This window comes from Embleya sp. NPDC050493 (genome assembly GCF_044458105.1).
In the GTDB taxonomy this organism is placed as follows: domain Bacteria; phylum Actinomycetota; class Actinomycetes; order Streptomycetales; family Streptomycetaceae; genus Embleya.
Genome location: NZ_JBITHP010000019.1, coordinates 60,956 through 84,802, shown reverse-complemented (window position 1 = coordinate 84,802; position 23,847 = coordinate 60,956). Strand labels below are relative to the sequence as shown.

The window sequence follows — 23,847 nt, the reverse complement described above, 5'->3', positions numbered from 1 at the left end:
GCGCGAGCCGGGCACTGGTTGACTGAGTGCGTGAGTACTGACCTTTGGCAGGTGGACGGCGTCGACCTCGACGGCTACCTCGCGCGGCTCGGCCTTCCGGCGCGGGCACCGGCGCGGAAGGTGCTGGACGAGTTGCACGAGGCGCACGTCCGGACGTTCACGTTCGACAACATCGACGTGTTCCTCGGGCAGCCCGGCGGAGTGGACCTGGCGGCCGTGCAGGAGAAGTTCGTGGGCCGAGGTCGGGGCGGCTACTGCTTCGAGCACTCGACGCTCCTCGCGGCCGTGTTGGAGCGGCTGGGCTACGACGTCCGCCGCCGTCTCGCGCGCGTCGGCGATCCGGCGGACGGCAGCCTCCAGGGCCGGACCCACATGGTCGTCGAGGTCGTGCTGGACGGGCAGCGGCTGCTGTGCGACCCGGGATTCGGGATGAGCGTGCTGCGCCCGATCCCGTTGACGCACGGCACCCAGGACGACCACCTCGGTTGGCGCTACCGGATCGACCACACCGACGACGGGTGGCAGATGCGTCGTTGGCGCGACAACGGCTGGCTGATGATGCACACCACCGACGAACTGGGCGTGCTGCCCGTCGACGTGGAGATGGGTCACCACTACACGAGCACCCATCCGACGTCCCACTTCATGCGCACGCTGATGGTCACCCGCCACCTGCCCGACCGGCACGTCACCGTCACGCACGCCGCACTCACGATCCGCCGGGCCGATGCGCCCACCGAGCACCGCCTCCTCCGCGACGGTGAACTCGCCCACTGGCTGCGCGTCCTGGAGGTCCCGCTCACGCCGGACGAGGAACAACGCCTCCTCGAACGAGCCGCCGAGGCAGCCACAGCACAGGCGTGAGCGCACCGCATGCCCCGATGCCCGGCCCCCTCCGGGCAGCGTTCGGCGGATCACGGCTGGAGCCGGAGTCCGCGCGGGCACCGGGGCGTTGCCGGTGTAGGGGTTTACCCCGGCAACGCCACCGGCCGCGGTGTTACCGGGTGGACCGGGGGGATGCCGATGGTGGGGTCGGTGAGGCCGGGATCGAGGAGAGTTCGTCGGTGAGGTCGTCCAGGCCCAGCGAGCCCTGGGACAGGGCGGCCATGTGCCAGGACTTCAGGTCGAAGGCGGCACCCTGGGCGCGGCGGGCGTTCTCGCGGCCCAGCAGCCAGGCACGTTCGCCGAGCTTGTAGCCGATGGCCTGGCCGGGGATGGTCAGATAGCGGGTGAGCTCGCTCTCGACGAAGTCGGCGGGGCGGCTGCTGTGCGCGGCGAAGAACTCCTGTGCCAGGTCGGGGGTCCAGCGCTCGCCGGGATGGAACGGGGAGTCCGCGGGGATCTCCAGTTCCAGGTGCATGCCGATGTCGACGATGACACGGGTGGCCCGCATCATCTGGGCGTCCAGGTAGCCCAGGCGCTGCTCGGCGTCGGTGAGGAAGCCCAGTTCGTCCATCAGGCGTTCGGCGTACAGGGCCCAGCCCTCGGCATTGGCGCTCACCACACCGACCGTGGCCTGGTAGCGGGACAGGTCGCCGGCGATGTGGGTCCACTGCGCGAGCTGGAGGTGGTGGCCGGGGACGCCCTCGTGGTACCAGGTCGACACCAGGTCGTAGACCGGGAAGCGGGTGCGGCCCATCGTCGGCAGCCACGTGCGGCCCGGACGGGTGAAGTCCTCCGACGGCTGCGTGTAGTACGGCGCGGCGGCGCTCCCGGGCGGGGCGATGCACGACTCGACCCTGCGTACCCGCTCGGCGAGTTCGAAGTGGGTGCCGTCGAGGTGGTCGATCGCTTGGTCCATCAGGGTTTGCAGCCATGCCCGTACCTCGTCGACGCCCTCGATGTGGGTGCCGTGTTCGTCGAGGTGGGCGAGTGCGACCCAGGGCGTCTCGGCGCCGGGGAGGATCTTCTCGGCCTCCTCGCGCATCTCGCCGAGGATGCGGTGGAACTCCGCCCAGCCGTACGCGTACGCCTCGTCCAGGTCGAAGTCCGTGCCGTTGAAGAAGCGCGACCAGCGCGCGTACCGCTCGCGCCCGACGGTGTCGGGGGCGTCCGCGACGGCGGGGGCGTACACGTCGCGCATCCAGTCGCGCAGTGCCGCGACGGCGGCGGTGGCGGCGCGTCCGGCCTCGTCGAGTTCGGTACGCAGGGCGTCCGGGCCGTCGGCGGCGAAGTCCTCGAACCAGCCGCGGCCGTTGCCGGTGTCGGCCCACTCGCCGAGCTGGGTGATGCATGTCGCGGTCGGGCGCGGACCCGCGTACAACTTGCGCTCCAGGCCGAGGGCGAGCGACGCGCGATAGCCGTCGAGCGCGTCCGGCACCGCACGCAGACGCTCCGCGATCGCAGCCCAGTCCTCGACGGTCTCCGCGGGAGTCACGGAGAACACCTCGCGGACGTCGTGCAGCGGCGTGCCGAGATTGCCGACGGCTCGCAGGCCCTCGTCGGCATCGTGCACCGCGAGTTCCGCGATCAACCGCTCGCGGAGCAGTCGGGCGCAGCGCCGCTCGATATCGCCGTCCGCGCCCGGCTGCTGCTCGGCTCGGGCAAGCTCGGCGAGCGTGGCCCGCGCGAGGTCGGCGCGCGCCTCCCGTCCGGCCGGGGAGAGGTCGGGCAGCTTGGCGGAGCTCTCCGGGACGCCGAGGTAGGTTCCGGTGATCGGGTCGAGGGCGATGAGCTCGTCGACGTACAGGTCGGCTAGCCGACGGGGCAGCGGGGCGTTCGTGTCTGACATGTGGACATCCTCGTACGACAACGGTGTCGGCGTCACTCGGGTTGGCGCCTCACGTCGTTCCTCGTCACGAGGGAGCCTTGCTCGATCGGTCCCGCGGATGTGCCCGGGGGCCGGGCCGGCCGGGCCGTTCGCTGACCGGTCGGGCTATCGGGGGCGTTCTCGGGGGCGTTTTGCGAGTGTCGGAACGAGCGGGGCGCAGTGGTGGTGTCGCGGCGAGGCCGCGGTGATGCCGTGCCGAATTCTTCCGATTGTCAGGGTGCGAGCGGGAGTTGGTCTCCGGTGGCGCCGGCTTCCAGCGTTGCGTAGTCGGGATGGTTCAGGCGGTGGTGGACGTAGATCTGGTCGGCCCAGGGTGGGTCGAAGGGGGTGAAGGCGCGCAGGCCCAGGACTCGGCCGATCGCTCGGTCCGGATGGGCGGTGTTGAAGTCGGCGATCGCGGCGGCCTCACCGATGTGCTCGACGGTGCCCGGGAGGTCGTCGAGGTAGCAGGTGACCCGGGGCAGCAGGTGTTCGTGGCCGGGGCGGCGGAAGAGTTCCAGTGCGGTTGTCGTCGAGGTGTAGTGGTCCAGGTCCAGGGCGACGAACCCGACCGGGTGATCGCGCAGTTCGTTCGAATGGGTGTCGAGGTAGTCGGGCAGTGTGTGGGCGAGGTCGCCGATCACCAGCTCCGCCTCGCCCAGCCGGGCACGCAGGCGGTCGTGGTCCATGGCGTAGAAGCCGGGGCCGAACAGGTAGGGCAGATCCCGGGGATCCCTGGCCGGCGGCATGCCCACTCCGCCGTCGAAGCCGACCACCCGCACCGTGACGCCCGTCGCGGCGGCGTAGTAGCGGGCGTGCTCGGCCAGCGCCAGCAGCCCGTTGCCGCCGGCCACCCCGAACTCCACCACCGTCACGCCGCGATGCCCCAGGCGCGCGGCCGATTCGGTGGCCCGACGCACGCCGTAGGCGTAGTGGGCCCGTTCCACCAGCCCGAACCGGTATGCCGTCGCCGACCCGACACCGGGCAGCCGCCGAATCAACCGGTTCCGGGCCGCATGGCGGGTGCCGGACTTGGACCAGTCCCACACCACGTCGGACCACCCACCCGTGGGCCGACGACCGAAGGGATGACCCTTCTGGGCACTCGTATGTGAACCCCTGCGCGTCATGGGCTCTCTCCCTCGGCACGACGGACGGGCGGACGGGCGGGCGAACGACTGGGCGACTGGGCGACCGACCCTCCCCATGATCAATGAGCCCTCGGCCGCACGCACACACCCCGCCCCGGCCGGTCGGGTGCATTTCGGAACGTTGGGAACTGGTTCGTGGGTGTTCAGGTGGGGGGCGTCTGGCGGACACAGTTCTGCGTCATCGTCTTGGCGTTCGGACACATTGGTTCAGGATCGGCGCGGTTGAGGAGTTCGGTGGGTATGAGGCTGGTCGCGAAGGGTCTGCGGGCGGTATGGCGAGGAACGTCGGTCGGCGCGGTCTGTGTCGCGCTGTGTGCCGGCGGCGGACTCGCGGGTACCGCGCACGCGGCGGAGACTGCGGGTGCCGAGGGCGCGGGGGCGGCGTTCCCGTCCGCTGTCGCCGGGTGGAAGCCGGTCGGAAAGTACGAGATCGACGCACAGTCCCAGGCCCAGGGGTTGGCCGGCGTGCGACCGCACGGCGGGAAGCCCTACACGTACTACGCCGGGAACACCTCGATTCCGGCGGACGTGCGGGCGCGTGGCTGGGGGCACATCGGTGACCCGGACTCCTCGCGCGGCTACGTGTTCGATGCCTATCAGGGCGGTGGGGACGCGACCGCCAAGATGTTCCGGGTGACCACACCGGCGGGCGACGCCTACGAGTACGTGCACCCGCTGGCTGCGGGTGAGGCGATGAACAACTCCTTCGCTGCGGTTTCCCCCGACTCCCGTTGGCTCGTCTCCGGCGAGTGGGACACGATGAATCGGCTGCTCGTCTTCCCCACGCCGATGCTGAACGGGGCCACGCCGCAGACCGGCGGCACCCTCCCGCTTGCGGCCACCATCGAGCTGGACCGGCCGGTCAAGGACATCCAGGGCTGCACGTTCCTGGACGCGAAGCGGTTGGTGTGTGCGTCGGACGACTCCGACGCGAAGTTGTTCCCCGTGGCCAAGCCGCTGCTGCAGATCGAGTTGAAGAAGGCGCTGAACGGCAAGACGGTGACCGGGCATGTCACTTCGCTCGGCGCGCTGCCCCTGCTGAGCGCATGTCCCGGCGCTCCGGCCGACTTCGAGACCGAGGGCGACGACTACGACCGGCGTACGGGTGTCCTGCGGGTGGAGATGATTCCGCCGCGTGATTGTGCGGCGCGCGCCACCGTGTACGAGTTCGAGCGCAAGCGCTGATTCGGTCCGCCCACGCGGAGGCCGCGAACACGCGCTCCGCGTGGGCGGGTTCCGCGTGGGCGGGTTCGGCAGTAGAGGGGTAGGCGGCAAAGACGGCTCCCGGACGGTGCGGTTCCCCGGCGCTGCGGCGGTCGGGGCGGCTACGGGGTGTCGGGACGCGGCGTGTCGGCATGCGGCGTGTCGGCATGCGGGGTGTCGGCTCGGGCGAGGGTGATGGCTTCCACGGGGCACAGCGCGGCGGCGTCTTCGGCCCGGGCGGTCGTGGGTGGGGCGTCGGAGCGTACCCGGGCCCGTCCGTCGGCGCCCTGCGCGAAGTGGGTGGGGGCCGTGGCCGCGCAGATGCCCGAGGCGATGCACAGGTCGAGATCGATCTCGATGTGCCCGTGGGTGGGGCCCGGGGCGGGCGTGTTCGGGGGCGGAACCGGGGGCTTCGGGGTGGGCATCGGCGTCACCAGCTGACCGGGAGGGTTCGGGGGGCTCGGGTCTTCAGACCGAACTTCCAGGTGACGGGTGCTGCCGGGCGCAGGGTCGGGAAGCGGCGGGTCAACGCGGTGAGGGCTTCCTGGAGTTGCACGCGGGCGAGTTGGGCGCCCACGCAGTGGTGCACTCCGTGACCGAAGCCCAGGTGGGGGTTGGGGGTTCGGGTGAGGTCCAGGATCTCGGGCGCGTCGAAGACCGATTCGTCGTGGTTGGCGGACGAGTTGATCGCCATCACCGCGTCGCCCTCGGCGATCTCGACGCCGGCGAGGGTCAGTGGTTCGGTCGCCACGCGAAGATTGGCCTGGACGTTGGTCTGCGCGTAGCGCAGGAGTTCCTCGGTGGCGGTGGGGATGGTTTCGGGCCTGTCGAGGATGTGCCGGTAGCGCTCGGGGGCGGCCAGGAGCAGATGGATCATGCCGGACAGGCGGTCGGACGTGGTGCCGTAGCCACCGGCGAGCAGGACGACGCAGAAGGAGATCAGTTCGTCCTCGGTGAGGCGGTCCTCGTCGTCGCGGGCGGAGATCAGGACGCTGAGCATGTCGTCGGCCGGGTGTCGGCGCTTGTCGGCGATCAGGTCGGCCATGTAGCCGGTCATCTCGGCGACCGCGAGGGTGACGGCGGCGTCGGGGATCGCGGTGAGGCTGCGCAGCGCGTCGCACCAGGCATCCAGCCGGTCGCCGTGGTGGCGCGGGGTGCCGAGGAGGTCGCAGATGACGGCCAGGGGCAGGGGTCGGGTGAACAGCGGCACCAGGTCCGCCGGGCGGCCGTGCGCGCTGACCGTGTCGAGCAGGCCGTCGACCAGGCGGGCGATGTCGTGTCGCATGGCCTCGGCGCGGCGCGCGGTGAAGGCGGCGGCGACGAGTTTGCGCAGGCGGGTGTGTTCGGGCGGATCGGCGGCCAGGATCGAGTCGGCCAGCGTGGGGACGTCGGCCATCCGCGGGCCGCTCCCCCGGGTGGCGCGGGTGCGGCTGAAGCGCGGGTCGCCCAGGACCAGGCGCACGTCCGCGTAGCGGGTGACCAGCCAGGCCCGGTCACCGCTGGGGAGTCGGATCCGGACGCACGGGGCGTCCCGGCGCAGGGCGGCGAACTCGGGAATGGGGTCGAGCCCGTCGCGGTGTGGGAAGGGGAAGACCCGGCCGGGGGCGGGGTGGGTGGGCGTCTCGGGGAGGGGATCGCCGCCGGCGACGACGGGCGGCCGCGTTCGCGGCAGCGACATCGAGTCGTCCCCGGAGGCGGCGGTCGTCCGCGTTCCCCGTTCGGGCTTCGGCTCGCCGCCGGAGGTATCGCTCGCCCGCGTTCGCGTCGGCGAGGTCGCGTCGCCGCCCCGGGTGGCGGTGGGGGTGCGGGGTTCGTCGGGGGCCGGGTGGGTCACGGTTGCTCCGGGGTGGCGGGTTCGTAGACGGAGACGTGGTAGGTGCTGTCCCGAGTGAAGGGGGCGCCCGCCCACGAGCCCAGGCGCTGCCTGAGCCGCAGGCCCGCTCGGTGCGCCAGCAGGTCGAGTTCGCCGGGGGACGCGTAGTGGAACGAGACGCGCAGGTGGCGAGTGCGGTCGGCCTCGTGGATGAGGTAGTGCGAGTGGTACGTCTGGGTGGACGGGTCGATCCTGCGGTGGCACAGGATGAGGTGTTCGTCGGTTTCGGCGACGACCTCGGGGACGCCGGATGCGGCGGCGACCGCGAGGGCTTCGGGAAGGTGGGCGTCGAACACGAAGACTCCGCCGGGCTGTTGCAGGCGGGCCCTGGCGGCGGCGAGGCAGCGCTGTTGGGCTCGGCTGTCGGGAAGTTCGAAGAAGGTGCCGCCGGCGAGGTAGATCAGGGAGAACGGGCCGGGTGTGGCCACGTCGGCGAAGTCGCCCGTGATGACCGTGATTTCGGCTCCGCCCGGCTTGCCGCGCAGATGCCGGATCATCGCTTCGGAGGCGTCGATGCCGTGCACGCGCAGGCCACGTTCGGCGAGCGGCAGGGCGATGCGGCCGGTGCCGATGCCGAGTTCGAGTACCGGTCCGGAGCCGGCGAGGTCGGCAAGGGCCTGCACGGTGGCGCCGGTGATCCCGGGTTTGCCGAACCACCGGTCGTAGTCCGCCGCATGGGTGTCGGCGTAGCCCGGGCCGATCGGCTCCGCGGCGCCCGCGGATCGCAGCTTGGCGCCGCCGCCGGGGTCGGGCGTCGGGCCGGCCGGACGGGGGCTACGGGCGGGCGGACTGTCGGTCCTGGGCATGGCGGCTCCTCGGCTCGCGGCGGATCGAAGTCGGGGGACGGGGATCGGAGGTCGGGGGTGGGCGTCGGCTCAGCCGAACGGGTGCGGAGCCGACGCCCTCCGTGGGTGCTGTTCGGGCGCCGGCCCGGTGGGCAGGGCGCCCGCGCCCGGGGCGATGGCCCGGATGACGGTGCTGCCGAGAGTGCGGGCGGGGCCGGCCGTGGTGTCCACGAGGATGACGTCACGGTCGGTGTGGGCGGCGAGTGCGGTGAGCCCGGGTCGATTCACCGGCGTCGTCGCGGCGTCGGCGCTCGCGCGTCCGGCCGGCTGCCGCGGCGGCGTGGGGTGCCCGTGGGCGTCGTGGGTGCGGCTGGTCCACAGGGTCAGGCTGTCCTGCCGGTGGTAGGCCCACAGGGCGTGTTGTACGGCCGTCCGTGGCGGGTGACGCCCCCACCCGCGGGCCCAGGTGTCCACGGCCACCGGGCTGCTCATGCTCCAGCGCACCATGAGGGCCTCGTAGGCCGCCTTCTCGATCAGCGGCGGGATGGCGGTGTCGGGGCCGCACCGGGCTCCGAAGGTCTGGCGGGTGCCGTCGGGGGCGTGCAGGCAGACCACGACGCAGCGGGCACCGGGGGTGGCCGGGACGTCCAGCACGCTCGCGGTGACGTCGAGTTCGGTCAGGAGCTTGGCCAGGGGGTCGGGTGGTTCGCCGGTGGGCAGCGGGGTGGGGGCCGGCGAAAGGCCGTACCAGCTGCGGCGGATCAGGTCGCGTTCGAGGACTTCCCAGGCGGCGTGGTCCGCGGCGGCCTGTGGGTCGGGGTGCGCGGCGAGGCCGGTCGAGCCGACGCCCGGGCCCGGGTCGCAGCCGGTGGGCGGACGATGGTGCAGGAAGACCGAGCCGGCGGGCACATGGATCTCGGCGTCGGTGTGCGCGTGGCGCCCGAGCACCCACAGCCGTCGGGTGCTGCGGGCGACGTCCGGGGGCGTGGTGGGCGCGAAGCCGTCGGGGGTCGCGGCGGCGGGGTCGAGTGCGGGGATGCCGCGCCGGCGCAGCTCGGCGTAGCCGGCGACCAGCGCCGCGTCGTTCGCCTCGGCCTCGCGGCCGGCCAGGATGTTGCCGACGCGCTCCAGGAGTTCGCCGCGGGCGCTGGTCACCACCTGTTCGCGGCGATGTCCCGCGGCGCTGCCGACGACGACCGGTCGTTCGCCGGCCGCGCAGACGGCGTCGAATTGCGGCGAGCGGGCGGCGATGCGCGCGATGACGATGTCGGGCCCGCGGTCGTAGGGGCTGAACACCTGCGGGTCCCACCCGGGCGCGGGCGTCACGCGTGCGTCCCGGCGACGTCGGCGGCCTGTTCCAGGACGGACAGCCCGTGCTCGGTGAGCGCGCGGCGGTGCTCGCGCAGGGTGCCCACGGCGTCGATCGCGGAGCGGGCGAGCAGGTCGTGCCGGGATCGCACGGCGTCGGCCGCCTTCGTCGGGGTCGCCGCCGGACCCGCGTCCAGCAGCCGCCGGTACAGCAACACGCTCCGGGCCAGCACCACCGCCTGTTGGAACAGGCCGGTGAGCGGCCGCGGATCGGCGCGCAGCGGGGTGGCGACGAGTGGGCCGTCGTCTTCGGCGAGGCGACGCAGGAAGGGCTCGGCGGCGACGGTAGCGGCGTTGCAGCGGGTGTGCGTTCCCTCGTGGACGAGGGCCTCGGCCAACCGGATCGGGCCGGGCAGTCCGTGGGCGCTTCGGTCCAGCCGGTCGCGTCGGATGAACACCGCGCCGTGCACGCCGAAGTCGGTGAAGCCGTCGATCGCCGCGCCGTCCAACAGCGCGATCTGCACCAGGATTTCGCCGAGTTCCGCGCTTGCCTCGGGCCAGATGTCGGCCAGCAGGCGGGCGGTCTCGCGGACCGTGTCGGTGTCCGCGTCGCGCCAGGCGACCACGGTCGACGCGGGCGGGGTCGTGGTGTCGTCGTCCCGCTTCGGAATGGCCTTCAGGGCCCGGGCCACGCTGCGTTGCAGATGTGCCCGCGGGGCCACGAGGTCGACGGGCCAGGCGAGTTCGGGGAGCGGGTCGGCGATGTCGGCTCTGGCGCGTTCGAGCATGCGACCCAGCGCCTCCAGGCGTTGTGGGTCGGGTGGTTCGGCGTGCAGGACTCGCTGGGCGACGTGGGCCGTCTCGATGACGGCCGGGTGTGTCGATTCCCGCGGCGTGGTGGTCAGGTCGGCTCGGGCCAGGATCGTTTGCGTCATGCGCGCCAGGACCGCGCGTTCCTCGGCGCTTTGCCCGGCATCCGGTTCCACTCGCATGGCGAGTACCTCTCGTGATCCCGATGCGGGGTGTACGACGGGCCGGATCGTCCGGCCCGTCGTACACGGTGACGTTGCCTCAGCTGGGGATGTCGATCATCAAGGCCAGCTCGGGCAGTTCGTCTTCCGGGACAAGTTCGATGTCGTCGTGCATATCGGACTCCCTTCGGATCGCCGGTTCCCCCGCCGTCGACGAGGACGACCGGAAGCGCCATCGTGGGCGCGCAACGACGATCGGCACAAGGAGTAGCCGCTGGTTGCGCTCCGTGGGGAGTCGAGTCGGTACAGCCGGAAACGCCCTTGTATTTCGCGCGGATGACCCTGCTTCGTCCCGAACCGAGCGGGCCGGCAGCCGTTTTGGCGGGAGGCGCGAATGCCGGCCACATCCGCCGCGGCCTGTCAACGGCTCATCCGGACCTCCGAGGTGCCGTGCGTCGGACAAACAATGGCCGGAAACCACGAGGCGGGTTCTGCCCGGCGAGGCGATTGCCGCGGGAGAGCCGCCGACGACGGCCCGATCCGGCGCCTCGGGGCGGCGGGTCGGGCCCGGGCGGTGGGTTCCGTCCGCCGCCGCGACACCCGGATTCGGACGTTCTGGGGTTCCCGCATCCGGGGCGGGCGAGTGCGGTGTCCCGCCCCGCGGTCCGGGTCGGGCGCCGGTCTTCGCCGGCCCCGCGAGGCGCCCCGGGCGGGTGGTGTCGACCGGTTCTCGCCGTTGTCCGCGCGTCACTCTTGGCAACGCGGTGATCACCGGTGATGATGTCCCGGCGTCGCCGCCCCGGGCGCACGCCGGCACCGCCGGATCACCGCCGCCCAGGACGAGGAGACGCCGATGAGCCCCGCCCCCATCGCACCGACCCGAACGATTCCCGATGCCCGTCGCGGATTGTGCCCGCCGGCTCCGGTTCAGGGCTGAGGGCGGCATGCGCATCGCCTACCTGCACGGCGGCAGCATCCCCTCGTACTGGGCCAACAACGTCCATGTCATGCGCATGTGCGACGCGTTCGCCTCGGCCGGGCACGACATCACCCTCTACGCGGCCCCCGGCACCTATCCGGCCGACGACGCGTACGCGTACTACGGGGTCCGCCATCGCTTCCCCATCCGTACCGTCGCGGCACCGGAGCACTCCCCCGCCGGATACCGGCAGCGCGCCGAGCGGGTGCGGGAGTCGCTGATCCGCGACGGCGTCCCGGATCTGATCTTCGGGCGCGATCCGTACTGCCTCGCCGTGGCCGCCGACGTGGCGCCGTTCGTGTACGAGGTGCACCAGATCCGGACGGACCTCTCCCCGCCCGAGACCGAGCAACGGCTGCTCGCCGAGCCCCGGTTGGCCCGGGTCGTGGTGATCACGCAGGCGCTCGCCCGCGATCTGTGTGCGACCTACCCGCAGCTGGATCCGGCGGCCGTGCTGGTCGCGCCCGACTGCGCCGACCCGCCCCGCCCCGCGACCGAGCCGGTGCGGCTGCCGGGCCGGGCGGGGGTGCCCCGGGTCGGCTACGTCGGGCATCTGTACGACGGGCGCGGCATCGATCTGATCCTCGACCTCGCCGAGCGGCTCCCGGGCCTGGACTTCCACCTGGTCGGCGGCACACCCGAGGACCGGGATCGGTGGGAGCAGTCCTGTGCGCTTGCCAACATCTACTTCCACGGGCATCGACCGCCCGCGGAACTACCCGGCTATTTCCCGCTGTTCGATGTGGTCCTGGCGCCGTACGAGGAGAAGGTGTATCTCACCGGCAGGCTCGGTGAGACCGGCCGGTGGACGTCTCCGATGAAGTTGTTCGAGTACATGTCCCACGGGCGGGCGATCGTCGTCTCCGACCTGCCGGTCCTGCACGAGGTGATGACGGATCGGGTGAACTGCCTGATCCGCCCGCCCGCGGATCCGCCCGCGTGGGCGGACGCCGTCCTCGAACTGGTGGGCGACGACGAGTTGCGTCGCTCGCTCGGCGACGAGGCACGGCGGCAGGTCCTGGACCGCTACACGTGGCGTCGGCGCGCCGACGTGGTGTTGGCGGGCCTGGATCCGTCGCGGGTGGTGGGCGGCGCGGGGCCGGCGTGACGCGGTGGTGCCGGTGCCGCGGCTACCACTTGGTGGTGCGCAGGACCTCCGCGGTTTCCGGGTCGGCCGGGTAGAAGGACTCGATGGCCAGCTCGGCGACGGTGATGTCCAGCGGGGTGCCGAAGGTGGCCATGGTGCTGAAGAAGGTGAGGATGCGGCCGTCGTGGTGCAGGCGGAGTGGGATGGCGATGTCGCCGGGGCCGGGGAGTTCGACCTTGGGCTCCGGCTGGTCGCAGGGGTAGCCGACGAGTTCGTCGTAGAGCTTGATGATGTCCGGATCGGCGGTCATCGTCACCTGCTGGCGCAACCTGCTGAGCAGGTGGGCGCGCCATTCGCCGAGGTTGGCGATCAGCGGGGCCAGGCCCTGCGGGTGCAGGCTCAGGCGGAGCAGGTTGACCGGCTCGCGCAGCAGTTCGTCCGAGACGCCGATACGAAAGAGCAGGGCGGGCTCGTTGGCTTCCACCCGGTTCCAGTATCGGTCCAGGACCACGGCCGGGAACGGCTCGTGTGCGGCGAGCACTTGGCGCAGCATGGCTCGCACGGCCGCCATGTGCGGGGCCTCCAGGCTGGTCTCGTGGTAGACGGGGGCGTAACCGGCGGCGAGTAACAGCGGGTTGCGTTCGCGCAGTTCCAGCCCCAGGGCCTCGGCCAGGCGCAGCACGATGTCCCGGCTGGGGCCGGAGCGGCCGTTCTCGATGAAGCTCAGGTGGCGCGGGGAGATCTCCGCCTGGGTGGCAAGTTCCAGTTGGCTCAGCAGACGACGTTTGCGCCACTGGCGCAGCAGGTCGCCGATGGGCTGTGTTTGGCGCGGGGTCGTGGTCACCGTCACTGGTCCCTACCTCGTCCTCCCGGCGGGCGTCCTCCGGCCCGCCTGGCTCCATTGTCGATACCCGGGCGGCGGCGCGCATGGTGAACGCGGTATCGGGTGGCGCGGTGTGCACCGGCGGGGAACGCGGTCCCGCGCGGGCGCGCAGGCATGGGAGCGGCCTCCGACGCCTGGCCACCCCACTTGCGCGGTCCCGCGCGGGCGCGCAGGCACCGGCGCGGGGCATGGGCTGCCAGCGAGGTGGGTGGAGGACGGCCCCGGCGTGCGGTCTCGGGGGTCGACCGCGTGGCGGGGCCGTCGGTCCGGTGCGGCGGTGCGGCACCACCGGTCGATCACCAGGTGACGGGAAGTTCGTTGACGCCGTAGACCACCGTGTCGTAACGGAACGAGAGATCGACGAGGTCGGCGCCCAGGCGCAGGTTCGGGAACCTGCGGAACAGCGCCGGCAGCGCGATCTCCATCTCCATCTTGGCCAGGGCCGCGCCCGGACAATAGTGCGTGCCGTGTCCGAACGCGAGGTGGTGCCGGGCGTCCCGGTCCGGGTCGAAGCGGGCCGCGTCGGTGAACACGCTGTCGTCGTGGTTCGCGGCGGAGATCGCGAAGACCACCGCGTGGCCCGGCCGGATCGGCACGCCGCCCAGGGTGGTTTCCCGCTTGGCGACCCGGACCTGGTTGTCCTGCGAGATGGACCAGTAGCGCAGGAGTTCGTCGATCACCTTGCCCAGCCGGCCGGGCTGTTCGAGCATGGGTTGGATCTGTTCCGGATGCCGGAGCAGGGTCAGCACGCTCAACGCGATCTGGCTGGCCGTGGTCTCCGCGCCCGCGACCAGAAGCAGCAATACCATTGCCACGAGTTCGTCCCGCCCGAACTCGCCCTTGGCCACGTGCAAATGCACCAGGCGACTGATCAGATCGTCGGACGGTTCACGTTCCTTGTCCCGGACCAGCCCTTCCAGATATTCGGAAAGTGCGCCGAACGCGTCCACCGCATCCGCATTGCGCAGATCGCATCGCGTCAGCGCCAGATTCTGTTCCTGGAAGGCGTCCAGATCGCGTTCCGGTACGCCGAGTATTCGGGCGATCATCAGCGCCGGAATGGGAAAGGCGAATGCGGGCAGCAGGTCCACCGGCTGCGGTTGTTCGGCCACGGCGTCCAGCAGGCCCTGCACGAGTTCGCGTACGGCCGGCCGATATCCGTCCACGGCCGTGTTGTTGAATTCCGGCATCACCATGCGCCGTACCCGGGTGTGTTCGGGCGGGTCCAGCCGCAGGAACGAGTGCAGCAGCGGGTCGGGCGGGAGCGGCAGGCGCAGCGGGAATCCCGGCAGCGTGATGTCGACGCTGAGCGAGGGGTTGAGCATGGCCGCGCGCATGTCCGCGTAGCGCGTCACGAGCCAGGCCAGGGTGCCGTCGTCCAGGCGCACCTGCCTGGGCGGTTCCTCGCGCAGCTCGGCGTACCGGTCGGGGGGCAGCAGCGGGCAGGATCGGGGCATCGGCCAGGTCGGGATCGTCGTGTCCTGGGTCGTGTCGGTCATCGTGCCTCCTCACGCGGAGAGTGGAGCCGATCGCACGGTTGCGGTGCGAACGGGACGAGCCGAGCGGGTGCGGTGGCGGACCCCCGGCCCGGTGGGGTGTCCCGCGCCACCGGGCCGAGGTCGATCAGCTCTCCTGTGCGGCGGGCCCGGGCAGGAGTTGGGCGAGGCCCGCCACCACGACGGTGAAGCCGGCCAGGACCGCCACGCTCCATTCGAAGGCGTGCGCGTAGGCGAGCGAGTGGCCGTCGCCCAGCACGCCGAAGAACACCACACCGATGGCGGACACGCCCAGCGCGTTGCCGCATTCCTGCGCGGTGGACAACACTCCGGCCGCAGCGGCGGCGTGGCTGGGTGAGACCCCGGCGAGCACGGTGGGCGTCACCGGATTGATGAACAGCGCCATGCCCATGCCGGCCACGCACAGTCCGGGCATCACCCACGCCGAGGGCCCGTCGACGCCGATCCCGGCGACGGCGGCGAGCAACAGGCCGTATCCGACCGCGACCACCAGTGCGCCCAGGGTGAGCACGTGCTTGCCCAGTCGGACGCCCAGCGCGGGTGCGGCGAACGCGGCCGGGACGTAGCCGATGCCCAGGGCTCCGAAGACCACACCGGTGGTCAGCGGCGACAGGCCGTGGCCGTCCTGGAGGTAGAGCGCGAGCACGAGCATGAAGGAGGCCATCGCGGCGAAGAAGCCCAGGATGATCAGCACGCCGACGGAGAAGGCCCGTTCCCGGAACAGGGTCAGCGAGATCAGTGGTGCCTGGTCGCGCTGTTCGAGTCGGTGCTGGCGGACGGCGAACCCGGCCAGCAGCGGGACGGAGGCCGCCAGGCATGCCCACGACCACGCCGGCCAGCCCTGTTCGCGGCCCTCGACCAGCGGGAAGACGATGGCCAGGAGGCCGAGCGAGCCGAGCAGTGAGCCGAGCAGGTCCAGGCCGAGCCGACCGGAGCCGTGCGACTCCGGGATGAAGCGGCGCATCAGTACCAGTGAGGCCAGCCCGATCGGCACGTTGATCAGGAAGATGGTGCGCCAGCCCAGGCCACCGATGTCCAGGTGGATCAGCACCCCGCCGATGAGTTGACCGAAGGTGGCGCCGATGCCCATCGACAGTGCGAACGCGGTGAACGCGCGCACGCGTTGCGGGCCGGTGAACGAGGTGTTCAGGATGGCCAGCATCTGCGGGGTCATCACGGCCGCGCCGACGCCCTGGAGCACCCGGGCGGCGATCAGTACGCCCGAGTCCGGTGCCAGACCGCCGCCCAGCGAGGCGACCGTGAACAGCACCATGCCCAGGGCGAACATCCGACGCCTGCCGTACAGATCGCCGAGTCGGCCGGCGGTGAGCATGCAGGCGGCGTAGGCGAGGCTGAACCCGGAGACGATGAACTCGACGGCTGCGGAGCTTGCGTGCAGGTCCGCGCGGGTGGACGGGATGGCCACGTTGACCACGAAGAAGTCCAACGTGATCATGAACATGCCGGAGACCACGATGAGCATGCGGATCAGGGCGTGCCGGTCCGCCTCCGGCTCGGCCGCCGGTACCGCGTCGGGCGCGGCGGTGCGGGTGTTTGCGTCGGTCGACATGGTCGAACTCCCGATCGAGGTGTCGTCGTTGCTTCCGGCCGCTTCGCCGCCGCCGGGAGACGACGGCGCGGGGTCCGGCACGGGACGGGTGGTGCACCCGGGCCAGTGCCGGAATCGACCCGCGCCGCGAGGATCGACCGCACCCGATCCCGCGAGGTGGTCGCGGCGCGGCGGTTGACGAGTGCTCAGTCGGCCTGGTCGGCCTGCACCTTGTCGATGAACTGGTGGTCGCGGACCATCCGGCCGTTCGCGTCGAAGGTGACCACCTGCGTACCGGTCATCGTCGGCTCGCCGCCGGCCGCCGGGACCACCTCCCACTGGTAGCGCACGGCCTCCTGGGTGGCGTCCACCCTGGCGACCCGGAACCCGAAGCCCTTCGGGACGAAGTTCTCGTACGCTTCCGTGACCGCCTCCTCGATGCCTTCACGGCCTCGATACACGGTGGCGGTGTTGCTGTAGACACAGTCCTCGGCCCACAGTTCGGCGATGTTCTTCCGCCGGATTTCGGCGTCCGGCTCCGCCCAGGTCGCGACGTACTTTTCCACGATCGCTTCGATCTCGCTCACATGCACTCCTCATACGATCACACGGGGATTTGAATACGAGGACGTACGGGGGTTCGGCCTCGCGTGGGGCGGAAAACGCCCCGACGGCTCAAGCCTGGTACCGAAAGAGAGCCCGGTCGATTACCTCGGAAGTAATAAATCTGCGTGGATCGGGCCGTCGGCTCGTGGGTTCCGCTCCGGTGTGCCGCCGCCGCGTCGCCTTCCGCGTCGCCGCGCCGCCGCCGCGTCGTCACTTCGCCGATCCGAGCGTGCCGGCGGGCGAAGAGCCGGGTCCACTACCCGGGAGGTAATAAATCCGCGCGCCCGGAACCCGACCGGGCCGGTTCGACCGGGCGGAGCGCGGCGGCAATCACATCAGCCCTGGATCAGCCCGGCGTCAGCAACGGCTGTTTACCTGTGGCCGATGAATACCAGTCGACACCTGCGTGAGATGAGTCGGCGCGAGCGCCGAGACGCCCTGGAAGACCTCGTCGTGGCATACCTCAAGGAGATCCTGCTGATGGACGACGGTGAGGAACTGCCGCTCGACCAAGGCTACTTCGACCTCGGCCTGACCTCTCTTCGGCTCAACGACGTCAGGTCCCGGCTGGAGCGGTCACTGGACATCGGCATCGACGCCACCATCCTGTTCGGCCGCCCGACGGTGGAGCAGCTCGTCGCCTACCTGACCGACGTCCTGTCCGCACCGCCCGCCGAACCGATCATGCACGCGGCCGACTCGCGGCCGCCCGGCACGGAAACCAAGGAAACCAGTGATGTCGGATAGCCCGCGCACGAGCGACCGCCGATGGGAACCGGGCGACGAGCCCATCGCGATCGTCGGCATCGGCCTGCGCCTGCCCGGCGGAGCCGAGTCCCCCGACGAGTTCGACGCGTTCCTGCGGGCCGGGCGGTCCGGCATCCGGACCATCCCGGAGGACCGCTGGGACGTTGCGGCCTTCAGTGCGCAGGAGCCGGACCAGAGGGGCAGGATCGGCACGCACAGCGGCGGTTTCCTGGACCGCCTGGACCTGTTCGACGCGCCGTTCTTCAACATCTCCCCCAAGGAGGCCCGCTACATCGATCCCCAGCAGCGCATGGTGTTGGAGACCGCGTGGCAGGCGCTGGAACACGCCGGTATCGACCCCACGCCGCTGCGGCGCGGCGACGGCGGCGTCTACATGGGTGTCAGCTCGTTCGACTACGCGCTGCACATGGGCGCGTTGCCCTACGAGGAACTGGACGGGCACCTGGCGGCGGGTTGCACGATCTTCTCGATGTCCGGCCGGCTGTCCTACTTCCTGGGGTGGCGCGGCCCGAGCGTGTGTGTGGACACCGCGTGCTCGTCCTCGCTCAGCGCGCTGCACATGGCGGTGCAGGCGCTGCGCAATCGCGAGTGCACGATCGCGCTGAGCGGTGGGGTCAACGCGGTGCACCACCCGAGCTTCATGGTGATGTTCTCGCACGGCCAGATGCTCGCGAGCGACGGACGCTGCAAGACGTTCGACGAGTCGGCCGACGGCTATTCACGGGCCGAGGGCTGCGGCATCGTGGTGCTCAAGCGGCTGTCGGACGCCGAGCGCGACCACGACACCGTGCACGCGCTGATCCGCGGCACCGCGATCGGCCAGGACGGCGACAGTGCGGGCCTGACCGTGCCGCACGGCCCCGCGCAGGAGCAGGTGATCCGCACCGCGCTGGCGGCGGCCCGACTGACGCCCGCCGACATCCAGTACGTGGAGGCGCACGGCACCGGCACCCCGCTCGGCGACCCGATCGAACTGGGCGCCATCAACGCCGTGTTCGCCGATTCGCACAGCGCGCGGGCGCCGCTGGTGGTCGGCTCGGCGAAGACCAACATCGGGCACCTGGAGCCGGCGTCCGGCATCGTCGGGGTGATCAAGACCGTCCTGCAACTGCGTTCGGCCACCATCTACCCGCACCTGAACTTCACCGAGCCCGCGCGCCGCATCCCGTGGGACCTGTATCCGATCAGCGTCCCCACCGAGTGCCTGCCCTGGCGGGCGCCGATCCGGCGCGCGGTGGTCAACAGCTTCGGCTTCGCCGGCACCATCGCGGCCACCGTGCTGGAACAGGCCCCGGAGCCGTCCGCCGCACCGCTCCCCGAACCCGCGCCGCCCACGGCCGTGTTCACCCTGTCCGGCAAGAACGCCGCCGGATTGCGCCGCCAGGCCCGGAGCTACCGGGAGTTCCTGGACCGCACCCCGGAACCGGACCTCGGCCGGTTGTGCCACGCCGCCAACGTCGGCCGGGCCCACCTGGGCCACCGGCTGGCCGGCGTCGTCAAGAGCCGCGCCGACCTGGTCAAGCTTCTGGACGCGGCGATCGAACCGGACGACCGGCCCGCCGCCGCCCCGGTACGCAAGGTCGCCTTCCTGTTCGGCGGCCAGGGCGCCCAGTATCCGGGCATGGGCGCCGCCCTGTACGAGCGGTTCCCGGTGTTCCGCGAGTACTTGGACGAGTGCGAGTCGCGGTTCGCCCCGCACCTGGCCGAGTCGATCCGGGACCTGATCCTGGGTCGGGCCCGGGACGACACGCTGCTGGATCGCACCGGGTACACCCAACCCGCCCTGTTCGCCTTCGAGTACGCGCTCGCCCGGTTGTGGATCTCCTGGGGTGTCCAGCCCAACGTGCTGATCGGGCACAGCATCGGCGAGGTCGCCGCGGCCGCGGTGGCCGGCCTGTTCTCGCTCCCGGACGCGGTGACGCTGGTGGCCGCGCGCGCCCGGCTGATGCAGTCGGTCCGCAAGCCCGGCGGGATGGCCGCGGTCGCGCTGCCCGCCGAGGAGGTCGGCCCGCTGCTGGCCGGGCGCACCGATCTGGCACTGGCCGCGGTGAACGCCCCCGACCAGTGCACGATCTCCGGGGGCAGCGAACAACTCGACGAACTGGTGGCCGAGTTGCGTGACCGTGGCGTTCGGGTGGATGCCCTGGCCGTGTCCCACGCGTTCCATTCGCCGCTGATGGCCGAGGTGTTCGACGAGTTCCACTCGGCGATCGCCGGGATCACCTTCCGGCCGCCGGAGATCCCGCTGATCTCCAACACCACCGGCGCGCTGGGCCGGTTCGCGGAACTGGGCACCGCCGACTACTGGGTGCGGCACATCGGCGAACCGGTGCTGTTCATGGCCGGGGTGCGGGCGGTCGAGCAGCGCGGCCGGCATGCCTTCGTCGAGATCGGCCCCTCGACCGCGCTGACCGCGCTGGCCAAGCGGTGCATCACCGCCGAGGAGCACCGGTGGGCGGCCAGTGTCCGACGCCGCGACCCGCACGGCGACACCGTGTTGCGCGGCCTGGCCGAGCTGTACGCGGCCGGCATCGGGGTGTCCTGGGCGGGCGTGCACGCGGGACGCCCGGCGGCGCGCATGCAGTTGCCCACGTACGCCTTCGAGCGCAAGCGGTACTGGCTGCCGGTGGCCGGGAAGGCCGGCAGCGGTGCCGGCGCCTCGGCGCCGGGAGCGGCGTGGCATCCACTGCTGGGCCGACCGGTCCCGACCACGGCGGACGACCCCGCCGGCACCCGCCGGTTCGTCGCCGACTACACCGCCGAGCGCCCCGCGTGCCTGGCGGGCCACCAGGGCCCGGACGGCCCGGTGGTGCCCGCCGCCGCGTACGTCGAACTGCTGTTGGCGCTGCGCGATGTCGTGTACGGCGACAGCCACGGCGCGGTACACGACCTGGAGATCGGCGCACCGCTGCCGCTGCCCGAGGAGGGCACCGTCGAGTTGCGCACCCGGCTGGTCCCGTCGGCGGACGGCGGCGCCCGGGTCGAGATGGTCAGCGGCCCGGCCGAGGACGAGCGCACGCACGCCACCGCGCTCCTGGCCGCACCGCGGGACGACGATCGTCCCGATCGTGCGCTGCGGGCCCTGGCCGATCGGCCCGGCCCGATCCGGGAGAGCGTCGATGCCGACGACCTGTACACCGACCTGGCCTCGGTGGGCCGCCGGCACGGCCCGCGCTACCGCCTGACGACCCGGGTCGACCGGCATCGGGACGGCGTGCTGACCGGTGAGCTGACCGGTCGCGAGGCCGGTGCCGTCGAGCAGTTGCCCATCGAACTGTTGGACTGCGCGCTCCAGGTCGCCGTCGGCGCGGACCCGCACAGTCCGGCATTCGCCCCCGTGCGGTTCGGCTGCGTGCGGCTGTTCCGCAAGCCGCGCGGCGAGCGACTGCGGGTGGTCGCCCGCGTCGATGCCGACGGTCCGGACCGCCGACTGGTCGACCTCCTGCTCCTGGACGGCGACGCGCCCGTCGCCGAGCTGCGCGACGTGCGGCTCGCCCTGCCCGAACCGCCCGACAAGCGCCCGGTGTTCCTGCACCGGCTGAGCTGGTTGCGGCATCGGGCGACGCCGGGCCCGGCATCGGTCGAGCGGCACGTCCTGGTCCTGGGCGCCGACCCGGCCCGGTTGGCCGCCGCCGGTGCGACGGCGGGCATCAGGTTGTCCCACCCGGAGGGGCCCGACGGGCTCGCCCGGGCGCTCGACGACTCCTCGGTGACCGACGTGTGCTGGTTCTGGCGTGCGCTGGACGAGCCGATGTCCGCGGGCCGGCTGCGCCGCGAGTGCGAACGCAACTACCGCGACCTGTCGTCCGCGGTGGCCGCGCTGACCGCCTCGGGTACCGGTGGCGCGCCGCGACTGTGGCTGGTCACCGAGCGGGCGCAGTGGTTGCCGGGCGACCGACCGGGCACCGGCGAACAGCTCGCGGCGGCGACGCTGTGGGGGTTCGGCCACGTCCTGCTCAACGAGTACCCGCGGCATCGGGCCACCCTGCTCGACCTGCCCACCGACGCGGATCTCGCGATCCTGGCCGACGAGTGGCGCGCCGCCGACGTGGGCGACTTCCAGGTGGCCTACCGCGACGGTCTGCGCTACGCCCGCCGGTTGTTGCCCGGCGAGCGCACCCCCTCATGGGACGGCGGTTTCGCACTGCGCGCATCTGCGTCCGGCGAAACCGCGGACCTGCGTCCGGTGCCCGCCGAGGATCTCGCGCCCGGGCCGGGCCAGGTGCAACTGCGGGTGCACAGCGCCGCGGTCCACCCGCACGACCTGCGGGTGGCCGCGGCCGGCGATCCGGCGCCGGTGCCGGGCTCCGGATGCAGCGGCACGGTCGTCGCGGTCGGCGCCGGCGTGCGCTTCGCGGTCGGCGACCCGGTGGTCGCGCATCACCCTGGCACCGTACGCCGCACGGTGACGGTGCCGGCCGAGGCGGTCGCGCTCGCCCCGGACGACGTGCCCGCGCACGCGGCGGCGGCGCTGCCCGCGGCCTATGTCGCCGCCCACCACGCGCTGCGGGCCCTGGACGGGATCCCGGCCGGGGCGGTCGTGCTGGTCCGGGTGACCGGCGGGGTCGGGCAGGCGCTGACCGCGTTGGCGGTCCGGGCCGGGTACGAGGTGATCGGCCTCGCCGACCCGGACGACCCGGACCGGCCGTCGACGACGGGGGCGCGGTACGAACTCGCGCCGGACCTGGCCGACCCGACCACCGAGGTGCTGCGACGCACCGACGGGCTGGGGGTCGACGCGGCGTTCGTCGAATTCGGCGGCGGCTGCACGGCGGTCGACGTGGGCTGCCTGGTCGAGGGTGGCCGACTTGTGGTGGTCGGCGGCGCCGAGCCCGGTCCGCGGGCGAACCCGGACGCGAGCACAAAGGCGGGCGCGGACGCGGAAGCGCACGGGCAAGCGGCCACGGGTGCGCACGCGGACACCCGGGCTGCCACGGACGCGGAAGCGGACACACACGCGGCCACGGGTGCGCACCCGGGCCCCCGGGCGGCCGCGGACACGCAAGCGGCTAGCGGTGCGCACCCGGGCATCCAGGCGACCGCGGACGCGGGTGCGAGCGCGCGGCCCGATGCGATGTATCGATCCGCCGACCTGGCCGAGCTGTCGGCGACGGCGCGCACCCGCTTGGTCGCCGAGGTGCTGCCGGCGGTGGTCGAGTCGGTGCGCCGCGGTGAGCTGCCGCGGATCCGGGTGCGTGGCTTCGACCTGGACGAGGCCGACGAGGCGCTCGCCGCGGGCCGCGACGGGGGCGCCGGGCAACCGGTGCTGACCGTGGCATCCGAGCGTTCCGACCCGGTGCGGGCCGCGCCGATCCGGCCGGATCGCACCTACCTGATCAGCGGCGGTCTGGGCGGTCTGGGCCTGGTCACCGCCACCAGGCTGGTCGACCTCGGCGCCCGGCACCTGGTCCTGGTCGGCCGCAGCGGGCGGCCGACCCCGGAGGCGGTCCCGATCCTGGCCGCGCTGCGCGAGCGGGCCCGGGTCACCGTGGCCCGGGCGGACCTGGGCGATGCCGACGAGGTCGATCGGCTCTTCGCCGACGTGCGCGCCGGCGGCGTACCGCTGGCCGGCATCGTGCACGCCGCGGGCAGCGCGGGCTCCGCGCTGATCGGCAACCTGAGCTGGGAGGCCATCGACGAACAGCTGCACGCGCAGGCGTACGGCGGCTGGCTGTTGCACGAGGCGAGCCTGGACTGCCCCGAACTCGACTTCTTCATCGTGCACTCCTCGATCGCCGCGGTGGTCGGCGGCTCGACCCAGGCACACTACGCCGCCGCGTTCGCCTTCCTGGACGGCCTGATCGCGTGGCGCACCCGGCAGGGCCTGCCGGGGCGGGCGACGAACTGGGGCATGTGGTCGCGCGTGGGCATGTCCGCGCGGTTGAGCGACAACCTCGCCCGGGAGTTGGAACGCGGCGGCATGCGCTACTTCTCGCCGGCCCGTGCGCTGCGCACGATGCACCGCCTGTGGTCCGGACCGGACACGCAGTACGTGGCCGGCGAGTGGGACTGGGACCGGTACCTGTCCCAGAGCCCGCTGCGCAACGCGCTGTACGCCCGGCTGGTCGGCGCCGGTGGTCCGGATGCCGGCGAGGAGCGGGGCGGTGGCCGGACCGGTCTGGACCTGGCCGCGCTGATCGCCAAGCCCGAGTCGGAGCGCCGGGCCGCCGTGGCCGAAGTGGTGCTTGCCGGTGTCGCCGCCGCGCTGCACGCCGAGGACGAGGAGGAGATCGATCCGAGTACCGAATTCGTCGCGCTGGGACTGGACTCGCTGATGGCGCTGGAGCTCAAGACCGGTCTGGAGTCGGCCTTCCGCATCCCGCTGCCCGCCTCGCTGGCCTTCGATTTCCCGTCCCCGCAACTGCTGACCGAGTTCCTCGACGGACAACTCGTGCCCCCGGCCGGCTGACCCCGGGCC

16 protein-coding genes are annotated in these 23,847 nt (G+C 72.2%); 5 read left to right on the top strand and 11 right to left on the bottom strand.

Going from position 1 to position 23,847, the window contains the following annotated elements; translation table 11 throughout:
• The first annotated feature begins 30 nt into the window (after nucleotides 1-30).
• The gene (locus ACIBM5_RS30600; RefSeq protein ID WP_396009784.1) at nucleotides 31-864 is read left to right on the top strand and encodes an arylamine N-acetyltransferase; all 834 of its coding nucleotides are present in this window, start codon (nucleotides 31-33) and stop codon (nucleotides 862-864) included.
• Nucleotides 865-997: 133 nt separating this feature from the next.
• Here ACIBM5_RS30600 and ACIBM5_RS30595 read toward each other — a convergent pair whose 3' ends face one another.
• A complete protein-coding gene (locus ACIBM5_RS30595; RefSeq protein ID WP_396009783.1) occupies nucleotides 998-2,731 on the bottom strand; it encodes a DUF885 domain-containing protein in 1,734 nt (577 codons plus the stop codon).
• Nucleotides 2,732-2,982: 251 nt separating this feature from the next.
• Nucleotides 2,983-3,879 carry a hypothetical protein gene (locus ACIBM5_RS30590; protein WP_396009782.1) on the bottom strand — a complete coding sequence of 299 codons (897 nt, stop codon included), beginning with the start codon at nucleotides 3,877-3,879 and terminating at the stop codon, nucleotides 2,983-2,985.
• Nucleotides 3,880-4,140: 261 nt separating this feature from the next.
• On the opposite strand from ACIBM5_RS30590, the gene ACIBM5_RS30585 reads away from it, so the two are divergent.
• Nucleotides 4,141-5,085: a hypothetical protein gene (locus tag ACIBM5_RS30585; RefSeq protein ID WP_396009781.1), complete on the top strand. Its 945-nt coding sequence runs from the start codon at nucleotides 4,141-4,143 to the stop codon at nucleotides 5,083-5,085.
• Between the two features lie 140 nt (nucleotides 5,086-5,225).
• On the opposite strand, the gene ACIBM5_RS30580 is transcribed toward ACIBM5_RS30585, so the two are convergent.
• From ACIBM5_RS30580 to ACIBM5_RS30560, 5 genes are all read right to left on the bottom strand, one after another.
• On the bottom strand, nucleotides 5,226-5,528 hold the full coding sequence (locus ACIBM5_RS30580; protein ID WP_396009780.1) for a ferredoxin: 303 nt from the start codon (nucleotides 5,526-5,528) through the stop codon (nucleotides 5,226-5,228).
• A 5-nt stretch (nucleotides 5,529-5,533) separates the two neighbouring features.
• The gene (locus ACIBM5_RS30575; RefSeq protein ID WP_396009779.1) at nucleotides 5,534-6,781 is read right to left on the bottom strand and encodes a cytochrome P450; all 1,248 of its coding nucleotides are present in this window, start codon (nucleotides 6,779-6,781) and stop codon (nucleotides 5,534-5,536) included.
• A 152-nt stretch (nucleotides 6,782-6,933) separates the two neighbouring features.
• Complete coding sequence (locus tag ACIBM5_RS30570) at nucleotides 6,934-7,782, bottom strand: class I SAM-dependent DNA methyltransferase (protein WP_396009778.1); 849 nt, start codon at nucleotides 7,780-7,782, stop codon at nucleotides 6,934-6,936.
• 69 nt (nucleotides 7,783-7,851) lie between these two features.
• Nucleotides 7,852-9,087, bottom strand: a complete 1,236-nt coding sequence (locus ACIBM5_RS30565; protein WP_396009777.1) for a YcaO-like family protein — start codon at nucleotides 9,085-9,087, stop codon at nucleotides 7,852-7,854.
• The gene (locus tag ACIBM5_RS30560; RefSeq protein ID WP_396009776.1) at nucleotides 9,084-10,004 is read right to left on the bottom strand and encodes an aKG-HExxH-type peptide beta-hydroxylase; all 921 of its coding nucleotides are present in this window, start codon (nucleotides 10,002-10,004) and stop codon (nucleotides 9,084-9,086) included. Before ACIBM5_RS30560 ends, ACIBM5_RS30565 begins: the two co-directional genes overlap by 4 nt.
• Nucleotides 10,005-10,984: 980 nt before the next feature.
• On the opposite strand from ACIBM5_RS30560, the gene ACIBM5_RS30555 reads away from it, so the two are divergent.
• Nucleotides 10,985-12,127 (top strand): glycosyltransferase family 4 protein, encoded by a 1,143-nt coding sequence (locus ACIBM5_RS30555; RefSeq protein ID WP_396009775.1) that lies wholly within the window; start codon nucleotides 10,985-10,987, stop codon nucleotides 12,125-12,127.
• A 22-nt stretch (nucleotides 12,128-12,149) separates the two neighbouring features.
• On the opposite strand, the gene ACIBM5_RS30550 is transcribed toward ACIBM5_RS30555, so the two are convergent.
• The 4 genes from ACIBM5_RS30550 to ACIBM5_RS30535 form a co-directional block, all read right to left on the bottom strand.
• The gene (locus ACIBM5_RS30550; RefSeq protein ID WP_391588335.1) at nucleotides 12,150-12,950 is read right to left on the bottom strand and encodes a helix-turn-helix domain-containing protein; all 801 of its coding nucleotides are present in this window, start codon (nucleotides 12,948-12,950) and stop codon (nucleotides 12,150-12,152) included.
• A gap of 335 nt (nucleotides 12,951-13,285) precedes the next feature.
• Nucleotides 13,286-14,488, bottom strand: coding sequence for a cytochrome P450 (locus ACIBM5_RS30545; protein WP_396009774.1), 1,203 nt, complete (start codon nucleotides 14,486-14,488; stop codon nucleotides 13,286-13,288).
• Nucleotides 14,489-14,612: 124 nt separating this feature from the next.
• The gene (locus ACIBM5_RS30540; protein WP_396009773.1) at nucleotides 14,613-16,076 is read right to left on the bottom strand and encodes an MFS transporter; all 1,464 of its coding nucleotides are present in this window, start codon (nucleotides 16,074-16,076) and stop codon (nucleotides 14,613-14,615) included.
• Between the two features lie 185 nt (nucleotides 16,077-16,261).
• A complete protein-coding gene (locus ACIBM5_RS30535; RefSeq protein WP_396009772.1) occupies nucleotides 16,262-16,642 on the bottom strand; it encodes a nuclear transport factor 2 family protein in 381 nt (126 codons plus the stop codon).
• A gap of 403 nt (nucleotides 16,643-17,045) precedes the next feature.
• Between ACIBM5_RS30535 and ACIBM5_RS30530 the strand changes: the two genes are divergently transcribed.
• Both ACIBM5_RS30530 and ACIBM5_RS30525 read left to right on the top strand, forming a co-directional pair.
• Nucleotides 17,046-17,408, top strand: a complete 363-nt coding sequence (locus tag ACIBM5_RS30530; protein WP_396009770.1) for an acyl carrier protein — start codon at nucleotides 17,046-17,048, stop codon at nucleotides 17,406-17,408.
• Nucleotides 17,398-23,838 (top strand): SDR family NAD(P)-dependent oxidoreductase, encoded by a 6,441-nt coding sequence (locus ACIBM5_RS30525; RefSeq protein ID WP_396009769.1) that lies wholly within the window; start codon nucleotides 17,398-17,400, stop codon nucleotides 23,836-23,838. The genes ACIBM5_RS30530 and ACIBM5_RS30525 overlap by 11 nt, the downstream gene beginning before the upstream one ends.
• Nucleotides 23,839-23,847: the final 9 nt, after the last annotated feature.

Bases quoted from the DNA above. Each gene is read 5' to 3' on its own strand.
- ACIBM5_RS30595 (WP_396009783.1), bottom strand. From the start codon at position 2,731: ATGTCAGACACGAACGCCCCGCTGCCCCGTCGGCTAGCCGACCTGTAC.
- ACIBM5_RS30590 (WP_396009782.1), bottom strand. From the start codon at position 3,879: ATGACGCGCAGGGGTTCACATACGAGTGCCCAGAAGGGTCATCCCTTC.
- ACIBM5_RS30585 (WP_396009781.1), top strand. From the start codon at position 4,141: ATGAGGCTGGTCGCGAAGGGTCTGCGGGCGGTATGGCGAGGAACGTCG.
- ACIBM5_RS30580 (WP_396009780.1), bottom strand. From the start codon at position 5,528: ATGCCCACCCCGAAGCCCCCGGTTCCGCCCCCGAACACGCCCGCCCCG.
- ACIBM5_RS30575 (WP_396009779.1), bottom strand. From the start codon at position 6,781: ATGTCGCTGCCGCGAACGCGGCCGCCCGTCGTCGCCGGCGGCGATCCC.
- ACIBM5_RS30570 (WP_396009778.1), bottom strand. From the start codon at position 7,782: ATGCCCAGGACCGACAGTCCGCCCGCCCGTAGCCCCCGTCCGGCCGGC.
- ACIBM5_RS30560 (WP_396009776.1), bottom strand. From the start codon at position 10,004: ATGACGCAAACGATCCTGGCCCGAGCCGACCTGACCACCACGCCGCGG.
- ACIBM5_RS30555 (WP_396009775.1), top strand. From the start codon at position 10,985: ATGCGCATCGCCTACCTGCACGGCGGCAGCATCCCCTCGTACTGGGCC.
- ACIBM5_RS30545 (WP_396009774.1), bottom strand. From the start codon at position 14,488: ATGACCGACACGACCCAGGACACGACGATCCCGACCTGGCCGATGCCC.
- ACIBM5_RS30540 (WP_396009773.1), bottom strand. From the start codon at position 16,076: ATGTCGACCGACGCAAACACCCGCACCGCCGCGCCCGACGCGGTACCG.
- ACIBM5_RS30530 (WP_396009770.1), top strand. From the start codon at position 17,046: ATGAATACCAGTCGACACCTGCGTGAGATGAGTCGGCGCGAGCGCCGA.
- ACIBM5_RS30525 (WP_396009769.1), top strand. From the start codon at position 17,398: ATGTCGGATAGCCCGCGCACGAGCGACCGCCGATGGGAACCGGGCGAC.